Origin of the sequence: Streptomyces akebiae, from assembly GCF_019599145.1 — a bacterium.
GTDB classification, from domain to species: Bacteria; Actinomycetota; Actinomycetes; order Streptomycetales; family Streptomycetaceae; genus Streptomyces; species Streptomyces akebiae.
Genome location: NZ_CP080647.1, coordinates 9,374,434 through 9,388,897 on the forward strand (window position 1 = coordinate 9,374,434; position 14,464 = coordinate 9,388,897).

Genomic DNA, 14,464 nt, shown 5'->3' on the forward strand with positions numbered 1-14,464 from the left:
TGCGCCCGTCATGGGTGCGCGGCACCGCTCACACGAAACACACGCACGATAAGGAGTGGACGCCACGATGGTGTTCAAACGACTGCTCGGCTCGCTCGGCGTGGGCGGACCCACGCTCGACACGGTCCTCGACCCCGGTGCGGCCCTGCCCGGTGGCGCGCTCTCCGGCCGGGTTCACCTCAAGGGCGGCAACGCCGACTTCGACATCGAGCACATCACGCTGGAGCTCGTGGCCCGGGTCGAGGCCGAGCACGAGGAGGGGGAGAGCGCGGGCGCGGTCGTCTTCGACCGGTTCACCGTCGGTGGCGGTTTCCGGCTCGCCGAGGGGGAGGAGCGCAACGTCCCGTTCAGCGTGACGCTGCCGTGGGAGACCCCGGTCACCGAGCTGTACGGGCAGGGACTGGGCATCGTCCTGGGTGTGCGGACCGAGTTGTCGGTGGCGGGCGCGAAGGACAAGGGCGACCTCGACCAGATGGCCGTGGGTCCGCTGCCGGTACAGGAAGCGATCCTGGAGGCCCTCGGACAGCTCGGCTTCGGCTTCAAGTCCGCCGACCTGGAGCTGGGTCGCATCGGCGGCACCGGCCAGCAGCTTCCCTTCTACCAGGAGCTCGAACTCACTCCGCCCCCGCAGTACGCGCACCAGGTCAACGAGATCGAGGTGACCTTCCTCGCCACCCCGGGCGGAATGGAGGTCGTCCTGGAGGCGGACAAGCGCGGCGGCCTGTTCTCCTCCGGCCACGACGCGCTCACCCGTTTCACCGTCGGCCACCACGACGTGCGCGACTGGAACACCGAAGTCGACGGCTGGATCCGGCAGCTCGTCGAGCACCGCGCGTCGTACGGCTCCCACGCCGCGTACGGCCACGGCGACCCGCACGCGAGCGGCGGCCACGACGACCACCACCAAGACAGCCACCACCGCTCCGGGCCGGGCATGGGAACCGTGGTCGCCGCGGGTGCGGCCGGGCTGGCGGTCGGTGTCGTCGGAGGCATGGTGGCAGCCGAAGTCGTCGACGAGGTGGGGGACTTCTTCGAGGGCGACGAGGAAGAAGAGGGCTGAGAGGCCGTGGCGGGCCGGAAGGGTTGATCAGGCGCTGACCGTGCGCAGAAGGTGATCGGCGTCTTCCGGCTCGCCCGGTCGGCCCACCTCCGGCCAGGAACCGTCACGCAGCAGATCCGGAGGGCGGGGCACCCACGCCGCCGCCGGCCCGCCTCGCCTCCTGCTCGTGGTGCCGGACGAGGGTGAGCGATGACATCCGTCTGCGAGAGGGCGAACGGCGTCGTCTCCGCCGGCCCGGAGCCGGCCGGCGGGGAACCGAGCGTGGTGCTGGTGCCAGGCACGGACATGAACGCCGCGGTGTGCATGGGCATGGCCGAGTTGCCGGTGGCACGGTGGCACACCGTGGTGAAGGCGCGTCCTCACAGGGGCGTCGCCGCGTGCAGGATGAGGACCATCGTCACCGCGGAGTTCGCGGACGACAGCGCGGACACCGCGGTCCCCGCTGCCGCCCCCCAGGCGGCAAGGCCCACCGAGGTGAACACCGACGGCCAGCTGCGCATCGCGGGCGCGGGGCCGAGCAGTGCGGCGACCCGGCGCGGCACCGGGCCCGGCGCGGCGAAGCCCCCCAGCGTGGGCACCGGAGTCCCCCGGGAGACCAGGGCCGCCTTGCCGATCGCGCACGCCACGGCCCTGCGGCTGCCGACCGCCTGCGCCGCGTCCTCGTCCGCCCACCGTTCCGCCATGTACGCCACGGCGGTGCGCAGGGGGCGCAGGAACGGGTTGGCACGTGCGGCCAGTTGGACGGCGAGCAGGAACCGGTGATGCCGGGCTGCGAGATGGGCGCGCTCGTGGGCGAACAGGGCGCGCCGTTCGGCCGGTTCGAGACAGGACAGCAGGGCGGTGGTCACCACCACCCGGCCCCGTCGCCCGCCGGGGAGGGCGTACGCGTACGGCACTTCGTCGGGCAGTACGGCCACCTCCGTGCCGGGCAGGCCAGCGAGTGCCCGGTGGGCTCGGTGCAGGACCCGTCCGTGCCGCCACAGCGTGCGGCAGCAGGTCAGCAGCACCGCGAGCAGCGCCGGGATGGCCAGTTTCCCAGCCACCTCGTCGTGGGGCACCGCCTCGCGCACCTCGGGGTCCGACCAGGCGTCGGGCAGTGGATTGCCGGGCAGCTGCGCGGTGCCGACCACCATCAGCAGCCCCAGACACACGGTGCTGCACACCGCCATCACCACGGCCACCGCGGTCAGGAGCCGGGTGGCGGTCCGCGGGTGCAGCCGCTGCTCGGCCAGGCGCGCTATCGGCCACGCCGTCAACGGCAGGACCAGCGGCAGAAAGACGAACACCCCCATGAGGCTTCAGTCTTCCCTCTCGTCCTTGGCCCGACCCAGCAGTTCGCGCAGCAGCCGCTCGTCGTCCGGTTCCAGGGAGGTGACGAAGCTGGCCAGCACCGCCTCGCGGTCGCTCTCGGCGTCGAGCACCTTGCGCATCTTGTGCGCGGCCAGGCCCGCCTGGTCCGAGGCCGGTGTCCAGGCGAAGGAGCGGCCGGTGCGCTCGCGGGCCACCGCGCCCTTGGCCAGCAGCCGGGTCAGGATCGTGACCACCGTGGTGTAGGCGAGATCTCCGCCGACGCGCTCGTGCACCCATCCCGCGTTGACCGGGCTGTCCGCCTCGCGCAACGCGGACAGGACGAGCGCCTCCAGTTCACCCTGTCCCCGCCGCGGAGGACGCTGCCGCTGATCCGTCACGCCCTGTCTCCCTTCCGCTGACCCCGAGTTCAGGGCCGGTCCATCGTATCGACGCCCTACCGGCCGCTCGCCGCGCCGTGACCGCTGCTCCGCCGCCCCGCACCGCTGCATCTACGTGATTGTAGAAGCCAGGTTGCCGGGACGGGCTCTTCCGCGCGGTGCCGACGGTGACCGCGACGGCAAGGAGAGACGGTAGGCAGGGGCGTCATCGCACGGGTGGTGCTGGGACTTCTCGCCGGGGCCAGGGCCAGGGCCGTCCTGCCGGGGCGCGATCCGCGCGGACTCATCGGTACGACGGCCATCGGCATCGCGGGGGCTTCCTGGGCGGCCGGCTCTCCGCACAGTTCCTCGACCGGTCGGTGCGGCGGGAGTTCCTCGACAAGGCCGACGGCAGCGCCCCCGCACCTTCCAGGACCTGATGCCGCCCATCACACGCCACCTGTGGACCGGGGGCGGACCGGAACAGATCCAGCGGCACCTGCCGGGCACGGCAACCGGTCACGGACCGAGACGGCGACAGCGACGTCGGTCGCCACAACCCCCGAAACGCTCGGCCGTACCCGGCCCGGGCCAAACAGAAGACAGGACCCGCATGTTCGGACGGAGCGAAACCGGCCGTCATCCTCATCGTCGTCATAGCCGTTCTCGCGGCGCGGCCGATACGCCGGACAACACCAGCAGGCCATAGACAACAGCCGTGGGCCGTGGGCCGTGGGCCGTGGGCCGGCAGCGGGCTGTTCGCGTCCCACGCGCCGGTGCTCGCCGTCTGGGTGGGCCCGGTTTCGCCACCGTACCCACGCCGAGGGCGACCGGCGGCTGCGGGAAGTCGGCGCCGGCGAGCGGGAGTCGGCCCGGCTGCGCGCCTCGATCCGGCTCGACCTTGCGCGCGCGTCCGCCCGGAGGAGACGGCCCTGTCCGTCGCGGCGGAGATCTCGCGACCTGGGGTCGGCGGCACGGGTGTGCCACTGATCGGTTCGGGCGCACCGGTCCACCGGGGGAGAGGGAAGCCGTGGTGGCGCCTGAGTACGTCGGACGGGGCGACTGAGTATGTGGTCAGATGCCCGGCGCCCCGGCCCGGTGATGTCCTGTCGTCATGGACACGCACACCTCGCGCCCGCGCCCCCTCCGCCAGGTCACCGCCACGGCCGGCGCCACCGGTTCGGCCCTCGCGGTGGCGCTGCTGCCGCTGGTGGTCGGGGCATTGGTGGCGCGGGCGGCCGGTGCCGACCCGATGGCGTCGGTCAACGCCCTGATCGCGGGCGGCGGTGAGCGGGCGAAGCTCTCCCGTAGTCATCTGCCCGTCCTGCGGGGCATGGGTTCGGCGCCCCGCAGGGTGGGCGCGCGGCTGGCACGGACACGCCCGCCGGAGGGTCGCCCGGCGGGCCGTCTGCGGGGGCGGCGGCTACTGGCCGGCCGTGAGGACGTACGTGTTGAGGTTCCCGACCGTCGTGAGCGGTGACGGTGAACCCAGCTCGTAGCGGTCCACGGCGAGGTAGTTGGGCTTCTTGCGCGCGGCGGGAGTGCAGAAGTTCTGCGCCCGGTTGCCCAGCTTGGCGTTGTCCGTCTCCGCGGTGCCGCTGATCGTGTAGTCGCGGAAGTGGTTCATCACGAACAGCGGGTGGAAGGCGGCGGAGTCCGTGGTGAGCGGTCTGGCCGTGCCCCAGCGGCTGTAGCAGGACCAGTCGGAGCCGCCGAGCCCGCCGCCCATGGACCAGTGGTTCTCGACGGTCCACTCCCGCTGGTACATCACGCCGAACGTGTCACGGGTGACGTAGCCGGCGGAGGTGTCGCTCGCGCGGGTGCGGTCGCTGAAGATCAGCAGCTGCTTGCCCCGGGCCGCGAGGTCCGCCATTCTCGGCCAGCCGCTCGTCGCCACACCCTCCTGGTCCGGCCGGTACAGCACGTCGGACAGGCCGCTCACGGACGCCAGCGACGACTTCAGCACATCGGAGGCGGTGTAGTCCTCCAGGAAGACGGTCACGAACTGACCCGGGTTGGCCTTGAGGAAGGTGACCATGTGCTGGAGATCGGTGGCGAGCGGGACCGGGTTGCTCACCCCGTCACAGCTGTTGTGGCAGAGCATCGCCTGTCCGGACACCGTGTACGCGTCCAGCATGAACCCCCGCACTCCGTCGGTGAGTTGTCGGCTCACGCCGCGCGCCTGGTTCGGGAAGAGGCTGACGGGGAACGACGCGAAGTTGCCGTCGACGCCGTTCGCGTAAGCGTTGTGCGAGGTGAGGAACGAGACCTGGTCGAGCGTGCGCGTGTCGGCGGAGGGCATGGCCGACGTCGCGTAGGAGACCGGTGTGAGGTGCCAGCGGGCGTAGGCGCCGCTCGACCCGAGCTGCACGAGGGAGGGGTCGGAGGACGTACCCGTCAGGTACTGCGAGGTTCCCGGCACACCGATGGTGTACGTGCTGTTCGCGGCCTCGGTGACCGTCCACGTGGTGCCGTCCGCGCCGCAGGCCGCGGTCACCGCCGAGGTGCCGCCGCGCCCGAGGCAGATCCCCGACTGGTCGGCGCTGCGCAGCTGGTGGCCACCGGTGACCGCGACGGGCGTCCACTGCTGGTGGTCCTCGTTGCCCTTGGGGTTGTGCGCGGCGACCGTACCGCCGTTGTCCGCCGCGTTGAGGCCGGTGACGGAGTTCTGCAGATACACCGAGTACGTGGGGACCGCCGCGGCGGCGGGTCCCGAGAACGCGACGGGCACACCCAGGGCGAGCGAGGCGACCGCGCAGAGCGCGCGGGCGCGGACACGACGGCGGGAACGGGGACGGGGACGGGGACGGGGACGGATCTGACTCACGGGGTTCCTTCCACTCCGGGCGCACCGGGATGATGTCAGAGGCATGACACACCGTGGACCGGGTCGTGCACCAGACCCGGCGCAGGAAGTCCTCGTGAGCGTGAACGCGCCGTTCTGTGGCGGGACTTGAGTCAGCCGCACTCCCTGGTTCGAGATTCAAGCAGTCTTGGGGATTCCGTGGAGAAGATCTGTTTAAATTCTGAAACCCGTTCGAAGAGAGACCACGCGTGAGTGAACCGACAGCCTCTGTCTGCCCGCAGTGCGGAACCCCCCGGGCGACGGACGGCACCCCGGCCTGCTCCTGCGGCCGCCTCGCGTCGGAGGCTCATCGGGACGTTCGCGCGGCACAGGCCGAGGCCGCGGAGGACTTCGACCCGGTGCGCATACGCCCGTTCGTACAGGTGGGCGACGACGGCGAGCCGCAGGCCACACCGCCGACGGGCGAGGTGCCGCCCACGGCCGGTGACGACGGGCAGGCCCCGACCGACGCGCAGCCCCCGACCGAGGCGAGGATCCCGACCGACGCGCAGGCTCCGGTCGACGCGCAGGCCGTGGGCGAGGATCGGGCCATGCCCGATGAACGGGACGCGGGCGGCGCGCACACCGGGGGCGACGCACCGCGCTCGGACGGGCGGGACGCGGGCGGTAAGCGGCGGCGCAGGGTGGCGCTGGCCGCAGGGGTGGGGGCCGCCGCGGCCGCCGTCCTGGTGACGGCCGGGATCATCGGTGGCCTCTTCTCGTACGAGGCTCCCTCGCGGGACGGCTCGGGTCCCGACGACATCAGGGCGGGCCTTCCGGAGGCGGCGGAAGGCCAGGAGGCGTCGCGGTCGGCGACCCCGTCCCCCACGGGCTCCACGGCGTCCCCGTCCGGCAGCGCGACCACCTCGCCGGCGGCGACCCCGACGGAAACCGGGGCCACCCCCGCCCCGTCGACCAGCATGACCAAGGTCCCCTCCGGCAGCGACGCCACCGTGACGGCGGCCCCCGCGCCGCCCGTCACCGACGGGCCGCCGCCCGTCCTCGGTCTCGGGGACCAGGGCGCGGAGGTCACCGAACTCCAGCTGCGTCTGCGCCAGATCGGCTTCTACAACGGCGACCCCGACGGCGACTACGACCGTGAGGTCCAGAGCGCGGTCCGCGGCTACCAGCTGACCCGTGTCCTCCTGGAGGACGAGTCGGGCGTGTACGGCGAGGCCACCCGCGCCGCCCTCGAATCCGAGACCTCGGAACCGTGACCCCACCCGGACAGGCCCGTGTACCCCCGTCCCTCACGCGGCCGCGGCGGCGAGGTGCCGACGGGCCTGGCCCGCCGTGTCGCTGTGGGGGAACTGTTCGGCGATCTGCTGCCACATGTCGCGGGCCCGGTCGACGCCCTCGGGGTCGTCGCGCGCTTCGAGGGCCAGGGCGAGGTGGGCCCACTGCCGGGCATGGCCGCCGGAGTGCTCGACGGCGTCCTGGAGGAGGTCGACGGACTCCTCCAGACGCCCCTGCCGGTAGGCGACCCAGCCGCAGGCGTCCTCGCACAGGGCCGACCGGCCGGGCTCCCACACCTGTCACGCACTCTTCGGGGCACCCTCCGCCGGCAGCCGCGCCTCGTCCAGACGGATGCCCTGCTCCGCGTAGAACATCGCGAGCCGCGCGGTGAGCGTGACCAGCGCGGCCCGCGACGGGGGTTCCTCGTCCGTGCCGTGGAACGCCTCCAGCCGGGCGTCGATGACGCGGTCGGCGGGGGAGAGCGGTCAGAGGTGGCCGGCCGGCGGTTCGGCCTGGGCCTGTTCGAGTCGGTGCAGTTCGGCGGTGACGCGCGCGCGGCGGCGCGCCGGCTCGGGGTCGTCGTCGAGGACGGACCAGTCCGCCTCGCCGATGCCGTGGTGATGGTGGTAGAGGTCGTCGATCTCGCCGAGTTCGAGGTGGACCGGGTTCTCCTCGGCGTTCCAGTGGTCCGCGACCCGGTTCTGGTACACGGACCGGGCCGGGCAGGGTTCCGTGGACCGGGGCGGCTGTGGGGCGGTGGTCGTGGTGCCGGGGTCGATGACGGTCAACGGGCGGCTCCTCCGGTGGTGTCGGGCGTCGGCCGGCCGTGCGGGGCGCCGGCGCTACCAGTAGTCGGGCAGGCTGTAGCGGTCGGTGTGGGTGGCGTGCCACTCGTGATTGCCGGCCACCCAGGCGGCGAGACCGGTGGCGTAGCGCTCGATCGGCGGGGAGGTCGCGGACAGGGCCGCGGACTCCTCCTCGAACGCCTCCATGATCCGGTTGTGGATCTCGACGGCCCGCAGATAGGCGGCCTTCAGTCCGCACCGCTCGTTGGCGGCGATGACGACGGGCAGATTGAGGTGGCCCGGGTCGTTCGACAGCTCCTTGGTGAAGGAGTACAGGTCGTTGACGATCGTGGCCGCGTTCCCGGCGAGCGCGGTGATCCGTTGGACCTCGGGGCGGGCGTAGAGGTGCTCCGGCAGCTCCCAGCCGTCCACGGCGTCGACCACCGACAGACAGGGCCGGAAGTTGTTGAACTGCCGCATCACCAGGTACTCCCAGACCTGCGGCATGTGGTCCGTCTCGGCCCAGGCCGCTTCGCCGAGGTAGCCCAGATGCAGCCGGGCGAGGTCGTGCACGAGCCGGTCGGTCTGGCTGGGTGTGGCGAGGGCGGCGTAGTCGCCCAGCGCGAAGTGGTACGACCGCAGCGGACCGTCGGCCCGTACACCCCGGCGCCACCCCTCCTCCGTCCCCGGCGTGGTGTGCAGCGGGTCGAGCGCCGACTGGGCCATCAGCAGCCGGCCGCCGAGGCCGCGCGGGGAGCCGCCCTTGCCCTCGTCGACCTCGCAGTAGACGTTGTCGACCAGGTGCTCGGCGAGCAGCAGCTTCCCGGCGGCCGTGAGGTGTTCGAGGCCGGCCCCGCCCGGATGCGCCAGCACGATCGCCCGGCCCAGGCCGAAGCGTGCGAACTGCCCCCGCCACGTGCTGGGGAACAGATCGAGGCGCTCCGCCCAGGACTCCAGCCGACGGTCCACCTCCGCCGCCCGTGCCGGATCGGCGGGCACGGCGGGCCGGTGGCGCAGCCCGGGAACCGCGCCCGACCGCCGAGCCCGTCTCGCCCGCGCGGGACTCGGCGGCCCCGGCAGCCGCGTACGCGCCCGACTCGACTGCACCGGCGGCCGCGCACGGGCGGAACTCGGCGTCTCCGGCGGCCAGGTGGGGGCGGACCCAGGCGGCTCCGGCGGCCTGTCGCGGGAGGGCGCCCCGGCCACTGACGGCTCGTTCATTCCGGCATCCACCCCACCTGCACGTTCTCCAGGATCCCGGCCGCGTCGGGCACCAAGACGGCCATCGAGTAGTAGGCGGTGACCAGATAGCTCATGATCGCGGTGGCGTCGACGCCCATGAACCGCACGTTCAGCGAGGGTTCGTACTCCTCGGGGATACCCGTCTGGTGCAGCCCGACGACCCCCTGGTCCTTCTCGCCCGTGCGCAGCGCGATGATGCTCGTGGTGTGCTGCGGGGTGATCGGGATCTTGCTGCACGGCAGGAGCGGCACCCCGCGCCACGCCGGCATCTCGTGTCCTTCGACGTTCACGGTGCCGGGCACCAGACCACGCCGGTTGCACTGCCGGAAGAACGCCGCGATCGCCTTCGGGTGGGCCAGGCAGAGGCGGGTCCTGCGGCGCATCGACAGGAGTTCGTCCATGTCGTCCGGGGTCGGCGGCCCGGAGAAGGTGCTGATGCGCTGGCCGTAGTCGATGTTGTGCAGCAGCCCGAAGTCGCGGTTGTTGACCAGTTCCCACTCCTGGCGTTCCCGGATCTCCTCGATGGTCAGGCGGAGTTGCTGCTCCGTCTGGTCCATCGGGTTGTTGTAGAGGTCCGCGACCCTGGTGTGGACCCGCAACACGGTCTGGGTGAGGGAGAGTTCGTACTCGCGGGGCGCGAGGTCGTAGTCAACGAAGCCGCCCGGCAGCGTCAACTCGCCCACATGTCCGGCCTCCAGGGGGACATCGGCCTCGCCCTTGCGGTTCATGGGCCTGCGCTGCTGCTCGGCGAAGGCGTCGAACTGGGCGGCGAGGGAGGGCGTCCGCTCCACGAACGCCATCAGCACGTCCCAGTTGAGCGCCAGCACCACCCCGGCCGTGTCGGCCCGTACCGAGCTGAGCCACAGCGGGTCGGCGTGTCCGATGGCCTCGTCGCCCAGCCCGTCGCCGTCGCTGATGACGCCGAGGACCTCCTCCTCGCCGTACTTGCCGGTGGTGTACCGGGTGAACCTGCCGTGCACCACGAGATACGCCTCGGTCACCGGCTGCCCGGCGTCCACCAGCACCTGGCCGGCACGCACCTCCCGCACCCGGAACCGGGCGGAGATCTCCCTGAGGGCCGGGAGGTCGGCGTAACCGCGCAGCGCCGGAAGCTCGGTCAGGGTCTCCGGGATGACCTTGACGTCGTCGGCGCCGTTCTGGTCGAACTGCACCCGGCCCCGGCCGATCCGCAGCTGCAGACGGCGGTTGACCCGAAAGGTGCCGCCCTTGACGTCCACCCACGGCAGCGTCCTGAGCAGCCATCGCGAGGTGATCGCCTGCATCTGCGGTTCGGACTTGGTGGTCGTCGCGAGCTGCCGCGCGGCGCGGGTGCTGAGACTGGTGAAGTGCTGCTCGTCGGCGGGCTCCGGTGCGCTTTCGGAGGAGCTTACGGGGGCGGTCACATTCCCTCCCGAGAGGTGAGCGGATGTGCGTGGACGGACGGGGCGCGCCTGGACAGGGGCGGATCGCCGGATGCTGCCGGGACACGGGACTCGGGTGGCGCGCGTACGACGTGGCCGTGGGCGGATTCCGAGGCGAGGGACGCCGGCGGGGCGGCGAGGTGAGGCGGCACACGCGGATGGGCGGCATGTGTCGCAGGTCAAGCCAAACAGCCGGACGGCCGGTCGGGCACCGCGTGAAAGGGGCGACTTCGCGTCCTGGGGATGCGGAAACCGCCGACTGAGGCAGAACGCCGGCGGGGCGGTGCTCCCGCGCCCTCCGCCCGCCTCCCACGACCGGCGCGGAGGGCGTACGACGCCGGTGGTGCGCAGGGCGTACGACGGGGACGGCGAGGAGGGCCCGACCCCTGCCGTACGACGAGGGGCCGCCCGGAGGCGGCCCCTGATCAGCGGCGGTTCACCGGCCTCGCCGTGGCGGCCCGTTCACCAGCGCGGCAGTCGCAGCTCGTACCCCGGCTGGATCCGGCGCATGTACCCGGTGTCGTCACGGGAGCACATCCCCGAGTCGACGTACAGCCGGTGCAGCCGGTCGAGGGCGTCGTGGTCCAGCTCCACGCCCAGCCCCGGCCCCGTCGGCACCGCTACCTCCCCGTTCCGGAACTCCAGCACGCCCGGCACGATCACGTCGTCCGCCGAATTCCACGGGTAGTGCGTGTCGCAGGAGTGGTCGAGGTTGGGGATGGCGGCCGCGACATGGGTCATCGCGGCCAGGCTGATGCCGAGGTGCGAGTTGGAGTGCATGGACAGTGCGAGCCCGAACGCCTCGCAGACGGCGGCCAGTTCGCGGGTGCGGCGCAGCCCGCCCCAGTAGTGGTGGTCGGTGAGCAGGACCTGCACGGCGTCCTGCTCGACGGCCGGCCTCAGATGCTCCCAGGCCACCACGCACATATTGGTCGCGAGCGGCATCGGCGACTCCTCGGCCACCTCCGCCATGCCGGGGATGCCGGCGGTCGGGTCCTCCAGGTACTCCAGCACGCCGTCCAGTCGGCGGGCGACGTACTTCGAGGTCTCCACCGTCCAGGCCGTGTTGGGATCGAGACGCAGGGGCTGTCCGGGGAAGGCCTCCGCGAGCGCCTCGACGGCGGCGATCTCCTCGTCCGGCGGGAAGACCCCTCCCTTCAGCTTGAACGACCGGAAGCCGTACCGCTGTTGCATCAGCCGGGCCTGTTCGACGACCCCGGCCGGGTCGAGGGCCTCGCCCCAGTCGTCCCCGACCGCCGGGCGGCCGTCGAGGGCGGGGTGTTCGGCCCACTTGTAGAAGAGGTACGCGGCGAAGGGCACGGTGTCGCGGACCCGGCCGCCGAGCAGATCGCTGACCGGGCGGCCGAGCAGTCTGCCCTGCGCGTCGAGGCAGGCGACCTCGACCGCCGAGGTGGTCCAGCCGCGCTCGTGGGAGCCGGGCACGGTGGGCCGCAGCGCGGTGTCGATCGCGGCCGTCACGGCGGTCGTGTCGAAGACGTCCAGGCCGACCACCGCCTTCGCGGCGATGTCGAGCCGCTCCAGGCGGACGGTGCCGCCCGTCGACTCGCCGAGCCCCACCGTGCCGTCCTCCAGGACGAGTTGGAGGACGGTCCGCAGCGCGAGGGGCTCGTGGACGCCGCCTGAGTTGAGCAGCGGCGGGTCACGGAAGGCGATCGGGGTGACGATCAGCTCGCGGATCCGGGAGCCCGGTGTGCCGGTCATACGCCCACCCCGTCCGCGCGGTGACGGTGCGGGCCGCGACGGTTCGTCCTCACGCGCCCACCACCTCCAGGCCGTGGTCGATCAGCTTCGCCAGCCGGGCCACGTGCTCCGGCGTCGGATCGACCAACGGCGCCCGTACCCCGCCGACGTCCAGGCCGCGCAGGGTCACCCCGGCCTTGACCAGTGCCACGGCGTAACCGGGCACCTCGTCGCGCAGTTCCACGAGAGGGCCGTAGAACTCGTCGAGGAGCGTGGCGACCAGCGTCTCGTCGTGCTCGGCTAGTGCCGCGGCAGGCAACCTTTGCCCGTCAAGGAGCGGCGTCCGGTGCGTGCTCTCGGCGTGCCGGGCGAACGTCCTCGTACTGGATGTACTTGGGCTTGTGCCCGGTGCGGCGAGAGTGCGTGCCGGGCGTTGCGACGGGGCAAACGTTGCCTGTCGCGGCACTAGGGCCCGGTGGAAGGCGACGGCGATCTCCGGGGCGAAGGCGAACACGGCGGAGGAGTGCAGGCCGACGCCGATGCCCTGGTAGGCGGGCGCGATCATCTCGGCGGTGGGCAGCCCGTTGAAGAACTGGAAGCCCTCCGTGCCCGGCACGGCCCGTACCGCGCGGACGACGCGGTGCATCCGTTCGATGTCACCGATGCCGTCCTTGAGGCCGACGACGCCCGGCAGCGCGGCGATCGCGGCGGCGGTGTCCGGGGTGAGGCGGGCGGTGCCGCGCTGGTAGAAGACGACCGGCAGGGCGGTGGCCTCCGTGACCTCCTTCACGTAACGGATCAGGCCCTGCTGCGGCGCGCTCACCAGGTACGGCGGCAGCAGCAGGATGCCGTCGGCGCCGGCGCGTTCGACGCGGGCGGCCTGGTCGCGGGCGACCGGAGGAGGGCCCCCGGCGGCGGCCAGCACGGGGACCCGCCCGGCCGTCGTCGCCACCGCGATGCGGGTGGCCCGTTCGATCTCCTCGGACGTCAGCGCGTGGAACTCGCCGGTGCCGCAGGCGACGAACACGCCGCCGGCCCCGGCCGCGACCCCGGCCTCGATGTGCTGTGCGAGCCGTTCCTCGTCCAGCGAACCGTCCGGAGCGAACGGCGTGACCGGAAAGAACAGCACTCCTTGGAACTTCATGTCTTCCTCAAACGTGGGGGTCGGGTCAGCCCTTGGTGGCGCCGGCGGCGATGCCGGTGACCAGCGAGCGCTGGAGGAGCAGATGGACGACCGGATCCGCAGGTCGCGGCCCCGAACGCGAGCCCCGCGACGGTGATCACGGCGGCCAGGCGGCGACTTCGTCGGCGAACGCCCATGGGCACACTCCGTCGTTCTTCCGGGCCGTCCGCCCGGCTGTTCATATTCATGAACAGCCTTCACGAATCTAAATGATCGGCCAAGCTACGGAGCGTTTCGTTTGCATGTCAAGACATGGGTAGGAGATTTCACCGGGGTCACACCCCGCCTCTGCGGGATCCTGTGGAGCGACCGGGGAGAAGGAAACGGGAGGTGGTGGCCGTGGGTGAGCGCACGGCACCGAGTGCCCTGGCGGCCCGGTTCACCGGACGGCCGACGACCGGTGAACGCCGGTTGTCCGGCACGCTCACCGAGGTCACCCTCGACGACGGCCGGAAGGTGCTGGTCAAGGTGGGCGATGGTCCCGGCGCGGCCCGGGCCGAGGCGGCCGGACTGCGCTGGCTCGCGGAGGCGGACACGGTCCGCGTCCCGACGGTCCACGGCCACCACGGGAACCGCCTGGTGATCGACCTGGTGGACCAAGGGGCACCGAGTGCCGGGGCTGCGGCCCGCCTCGGCGCCGAACTGGCAGCCCTGCACGGCGCCGGCGCGCCCGCCTTCGGCGCCCCGCCGCCCGGCGGCCCCAGGGAGGCGTACATCGGACGCGCCCCCATGCGGAACGTCCCCGTCCCCGGCGGCGACTGGCCCGCCTGGTACGCCGAGCACCGCGTGCTGCCGTATCTGCGCCGCGCGGTCGACGACCGCACGATCCGCCCCGCCGAGGCCACCCTGATCGAGGAGGTCTGCGCCCGGCTGCCCGACCTGGCCGGCCCCGCCGAGCCGCCCGCCCGGCTGCACGGCGACCTGTGGAACGGCAACGTCCTGTGGGGCGCCGACGGCCGCGCCCGACTCATCGACCCGGCCGCGCACGGCGGCCACCGCGAGACCGACCTGGCGATGCTGGCGCTGTTCGGCTGCCCCCACCTGGGCCACGTCCTGGACGGCTACCAGCGGGCCGCCCCCCTCGCCGACGGCTGGCAGGACCGCGTCGGCCTCCACCAGCTCTTCCCGCTGTTGGTGCACACGGTGCTGTTCGGACGGGGCTATGCGGAGCAGGCCCTCGCGGTGGCGAGGGCGGCCCTCGGGAAGTGAGTCACCGGCGGTCCGCCGCATCGTGCGGGCCGCACATACGACACCGGGAGGCGCCGCGCGGGCGCCTCCCGGTGGAAGCGGAGGGCGAGGAGAGCGAAGGAACTCGGTTTCATGT

General features: G+C 72.5%; 12 protein-coding genes and 1 pseudogene. 4 read left to right on the forward strand and 9 right to left on the reverse strand.

What is annotated here, in order from left to right; all coding sequences use genetic code 11:
• The first annotated feature begins 67 nt into the window (after window positions 1-67).
• The gene (locus K1J60_RS40615) at window positions 68-1,060 is read left to right on the forward strand and encodes a sporulation protein (RefSeq protein WP_220650582.1); all 993 of its coding nucleotides are present in this window, start codon (window positions 68-70) and stop codon (window positions 1,058-1,060) included.
• Between the two features lie 359 nt (window positions 1,061-1,419).
• On the opposite strand, the gene K1J60_RS40620 is transcribed toward K1J60_RS40615, so the two are convergent.
• The gene (locus tag K1J60_RS40620) at window positions 1,420-2,352 is read right to left on the reverse strand and encodes a M56 family metallopeptidase (protein WP_220650583.1); all 933 of its coding nucleotides are present in this window, start codon (window positions 2,350-2,352) and stop codon (window positions 1,420-1,422) included.
• A 6-nt stretch (window positions 2,353-2,358) separates the two neighbouring features.
• Window positions 2,359-2,748, reverse strand: a complete 390-nt coding sequence (locus K1J60_RS40625) for a BlaI/MecI/CopY family transcriptional regulator (RefSeq protein WP_220650584.1) — start codon at window positions 2,746-2,748, stop codon at window positions 2,359-2,361.
• A gap of 1,093 nt (window positions 2,749-3,841) precedes the next feature.
• On the opposite strand from K1J60_RS40625, the gene K1J60_RS40630 reads away from it, so the two are divergent.
• Window positions 3,842-4,207 (forward strand): hypothetical protein, encoded by a 366-nt coding sequence (locus K1J60_RS40630; RefSeq protein WP_220650585.1) that lies wholly within the window; start codon window positions 3,842-3,844, stop codon window positions 4,205-4,207.
• On the opposite strand, the gene K1J60_RS40635 is transcribed toward K1J60_RS40630, so the two are convergent.
• Window positions 4,151-5,554 carry a phospholipase gene (locus K1J60_RS40635; RefSeq protein ID WP_259408129.1) on the reverse strand — a complete coding sequence of 468 codons (1,404 nt, stop codon included), beginning with the start codon at window positions 5,552-5,554 and terminating at the stop codon, window positions 4,151-4,153. The two genes, K1J60_RS40630 and K1J60_RS40635, sit on opposite strands and share 57 nt — an antisense overlap.
• 227 nt (window positions 5,555-5,781) lie before the next feature.
• On the opposite strand from K1J60_RS40635, the gene K1J60_RS40640 reads away from it, so the two are divergent.
• Window positions 5,782-6,789 (forward strand): peptidoglycan-binding domain-containing protein, encoded by a 1,008-nt coding sequence (locus K1J60_RS40640; RefSeq protein WP_220650586.1) that lies wholly within the window; start codon window positions 5,782-5,784, stop codon window positions 6,787-6,789.
• Between the two features lie 33 nt (window positions 6,790-6,822).
• Here K1J60_RS40640 and K1J60_RS46425 read toward each other — a convergent pair whose 3' ends face one another.
• From K1J60_RS46425 to K1J60_RS46430, 6 genes and pseudogenes are all read right to left on the reverse strand, one after another.
• Window positions 6,823-7,104, reverse strand: coding sequence for a tetratricopeptide repeat protein (locus tag K1J60_RS46425; RefSeq protein WP_259408130.1), 282 nt, complete (start codon window positions 7,102-7,104; stop codon window positions 6,823-6,825).
• A 192-nt stretch (window positions 7,105-7,296) separates the two neighbouring features.
• Window positions 7,297-7,587: pseudogene (locus tag K1J60_RS40650) on the reverse strand (SAM-dependent methyltransferase); the annotation flags it as partial.
• A 63-nt stretch (window positions 7,588-7,650) separates the two neighbouring features.
• Complete coding sequence (locus K1J60_RS40655; RefSeq protein ID WP_220650587.1) at window positions 7,651-8,814, reverse strand: family 2 encapsulin nanocompartment cargo protein terpene cyclase; 1,164 nt, start codon at window positions 8,812-8,814, stop codon at window positions 7,651-7,653.
• Window positions 8,811-10,238, reverse strand: a complete 1,428-nt coding sequence (locus K1J60_RS40660; RefSeq protein WP_220650588.1) for a family 2B encapsulin nanocompartment shell protein — start codon at window positions 10,236-10,238, stop codon at window positions 8,811-8,813. Before K1J60_RS40660 ends, K1J60_RS40655 begins: the two co-directional genes overlap by 4 nt.
• A 480-nt stretch (window positions 10,239-10,718) precedes the next feature.
• Window positions 10,719-11,978 (reverse strand): glucarate dehydratase family protein, encoded by a 1,260-nt coding sequence (locus K1J60_RS40665; RefSeq protein WP_220650589.1) that lies wholly within the window; start codon window positions 11,976-11,978, stop codon window positions 10,719-10,721.
• 49 nt (window positions 11,979-12,027) lie between these two features.
• Window positions 12,028-13,101: a 5-dehydro-4-deoxyglucarate dehydratase gene (locus tag K1J60_RS46430; RefSeq protein WP_259408132.1), complete on the reverse strand. Its 1,074-nt coding sequence runs from the start codon at window positions 13,099-13,101 to the stop codon at window positions 12,028-12,030.
• A gap of 378 nt (window positions 13,102-13,479) precedes the next feature.
• Between K1J60_RS46430 and K1J60_RS40680 the strand changes: the two genes are divergently transcribed.
• Window positions 13,480-14,349 carry a fructosamine kinase family protein gene (locus K1J60_RS40680; RefSeq protein ID WP_259408133.1) on the forward strand — a complete coding sequence of 290 codons (870 nt, stop codon included), beginning with the start codon at window positions 13,480-13,482 and terminating at the stop codon, window positions 14,347-14,349.
• Window positions 14,350-14,464: the final 115 nt, after the last annotated feature.

Excerpts from the sequence above, each read along its gene's own strand:
- K1J60_RS40615 (WP_220650582.1), top strand. The coding sequence starts at position 68 with ATGGTGTTCAAACGACTGCTCGGCTCGCTCGGCGTGGGCGGACCCACG.
- K1J60_RS40620 (WP_220650583.1), bottom strand. The coding sequence starts at position 2,352 with ATGGGGGTGTTCGTCTTTCTGCCGCTGGTCCTGCCGTTGACGGCGTGG.
- K1J60_RS40630 (WP_220650585.1), top strand. The coding sequence starts at position 3,842 with ATGGACACGCACACCTCGCGCCCGCGCCCCCTCCGCCAGGTCACCGCC.
- K1J60_RS40655 (WP_220650587.1), bottom strand. The coding sequence starts at position 8,814 with ATGAACGAGCCGTCAGTGGCCGGGGCGCCCTCCCGCGACAGGCCGCCG.
- K1J60_RS40665 (WP_220650589.1), bottom strand. The coding sequence starts at position 11,978 with ATGACCGGCACACCGGGCTCCCGGATCCGCGAGCTGATCGTCACCCCG.
- K1J60_RS46430 (WP_259408132.1), bottom strand. The coding sequence starts at position 13,101 with ATGAAGTTCCAAGGAGTGCTGTTCTTTCCGGTCACGCCGTTCGCTCCG.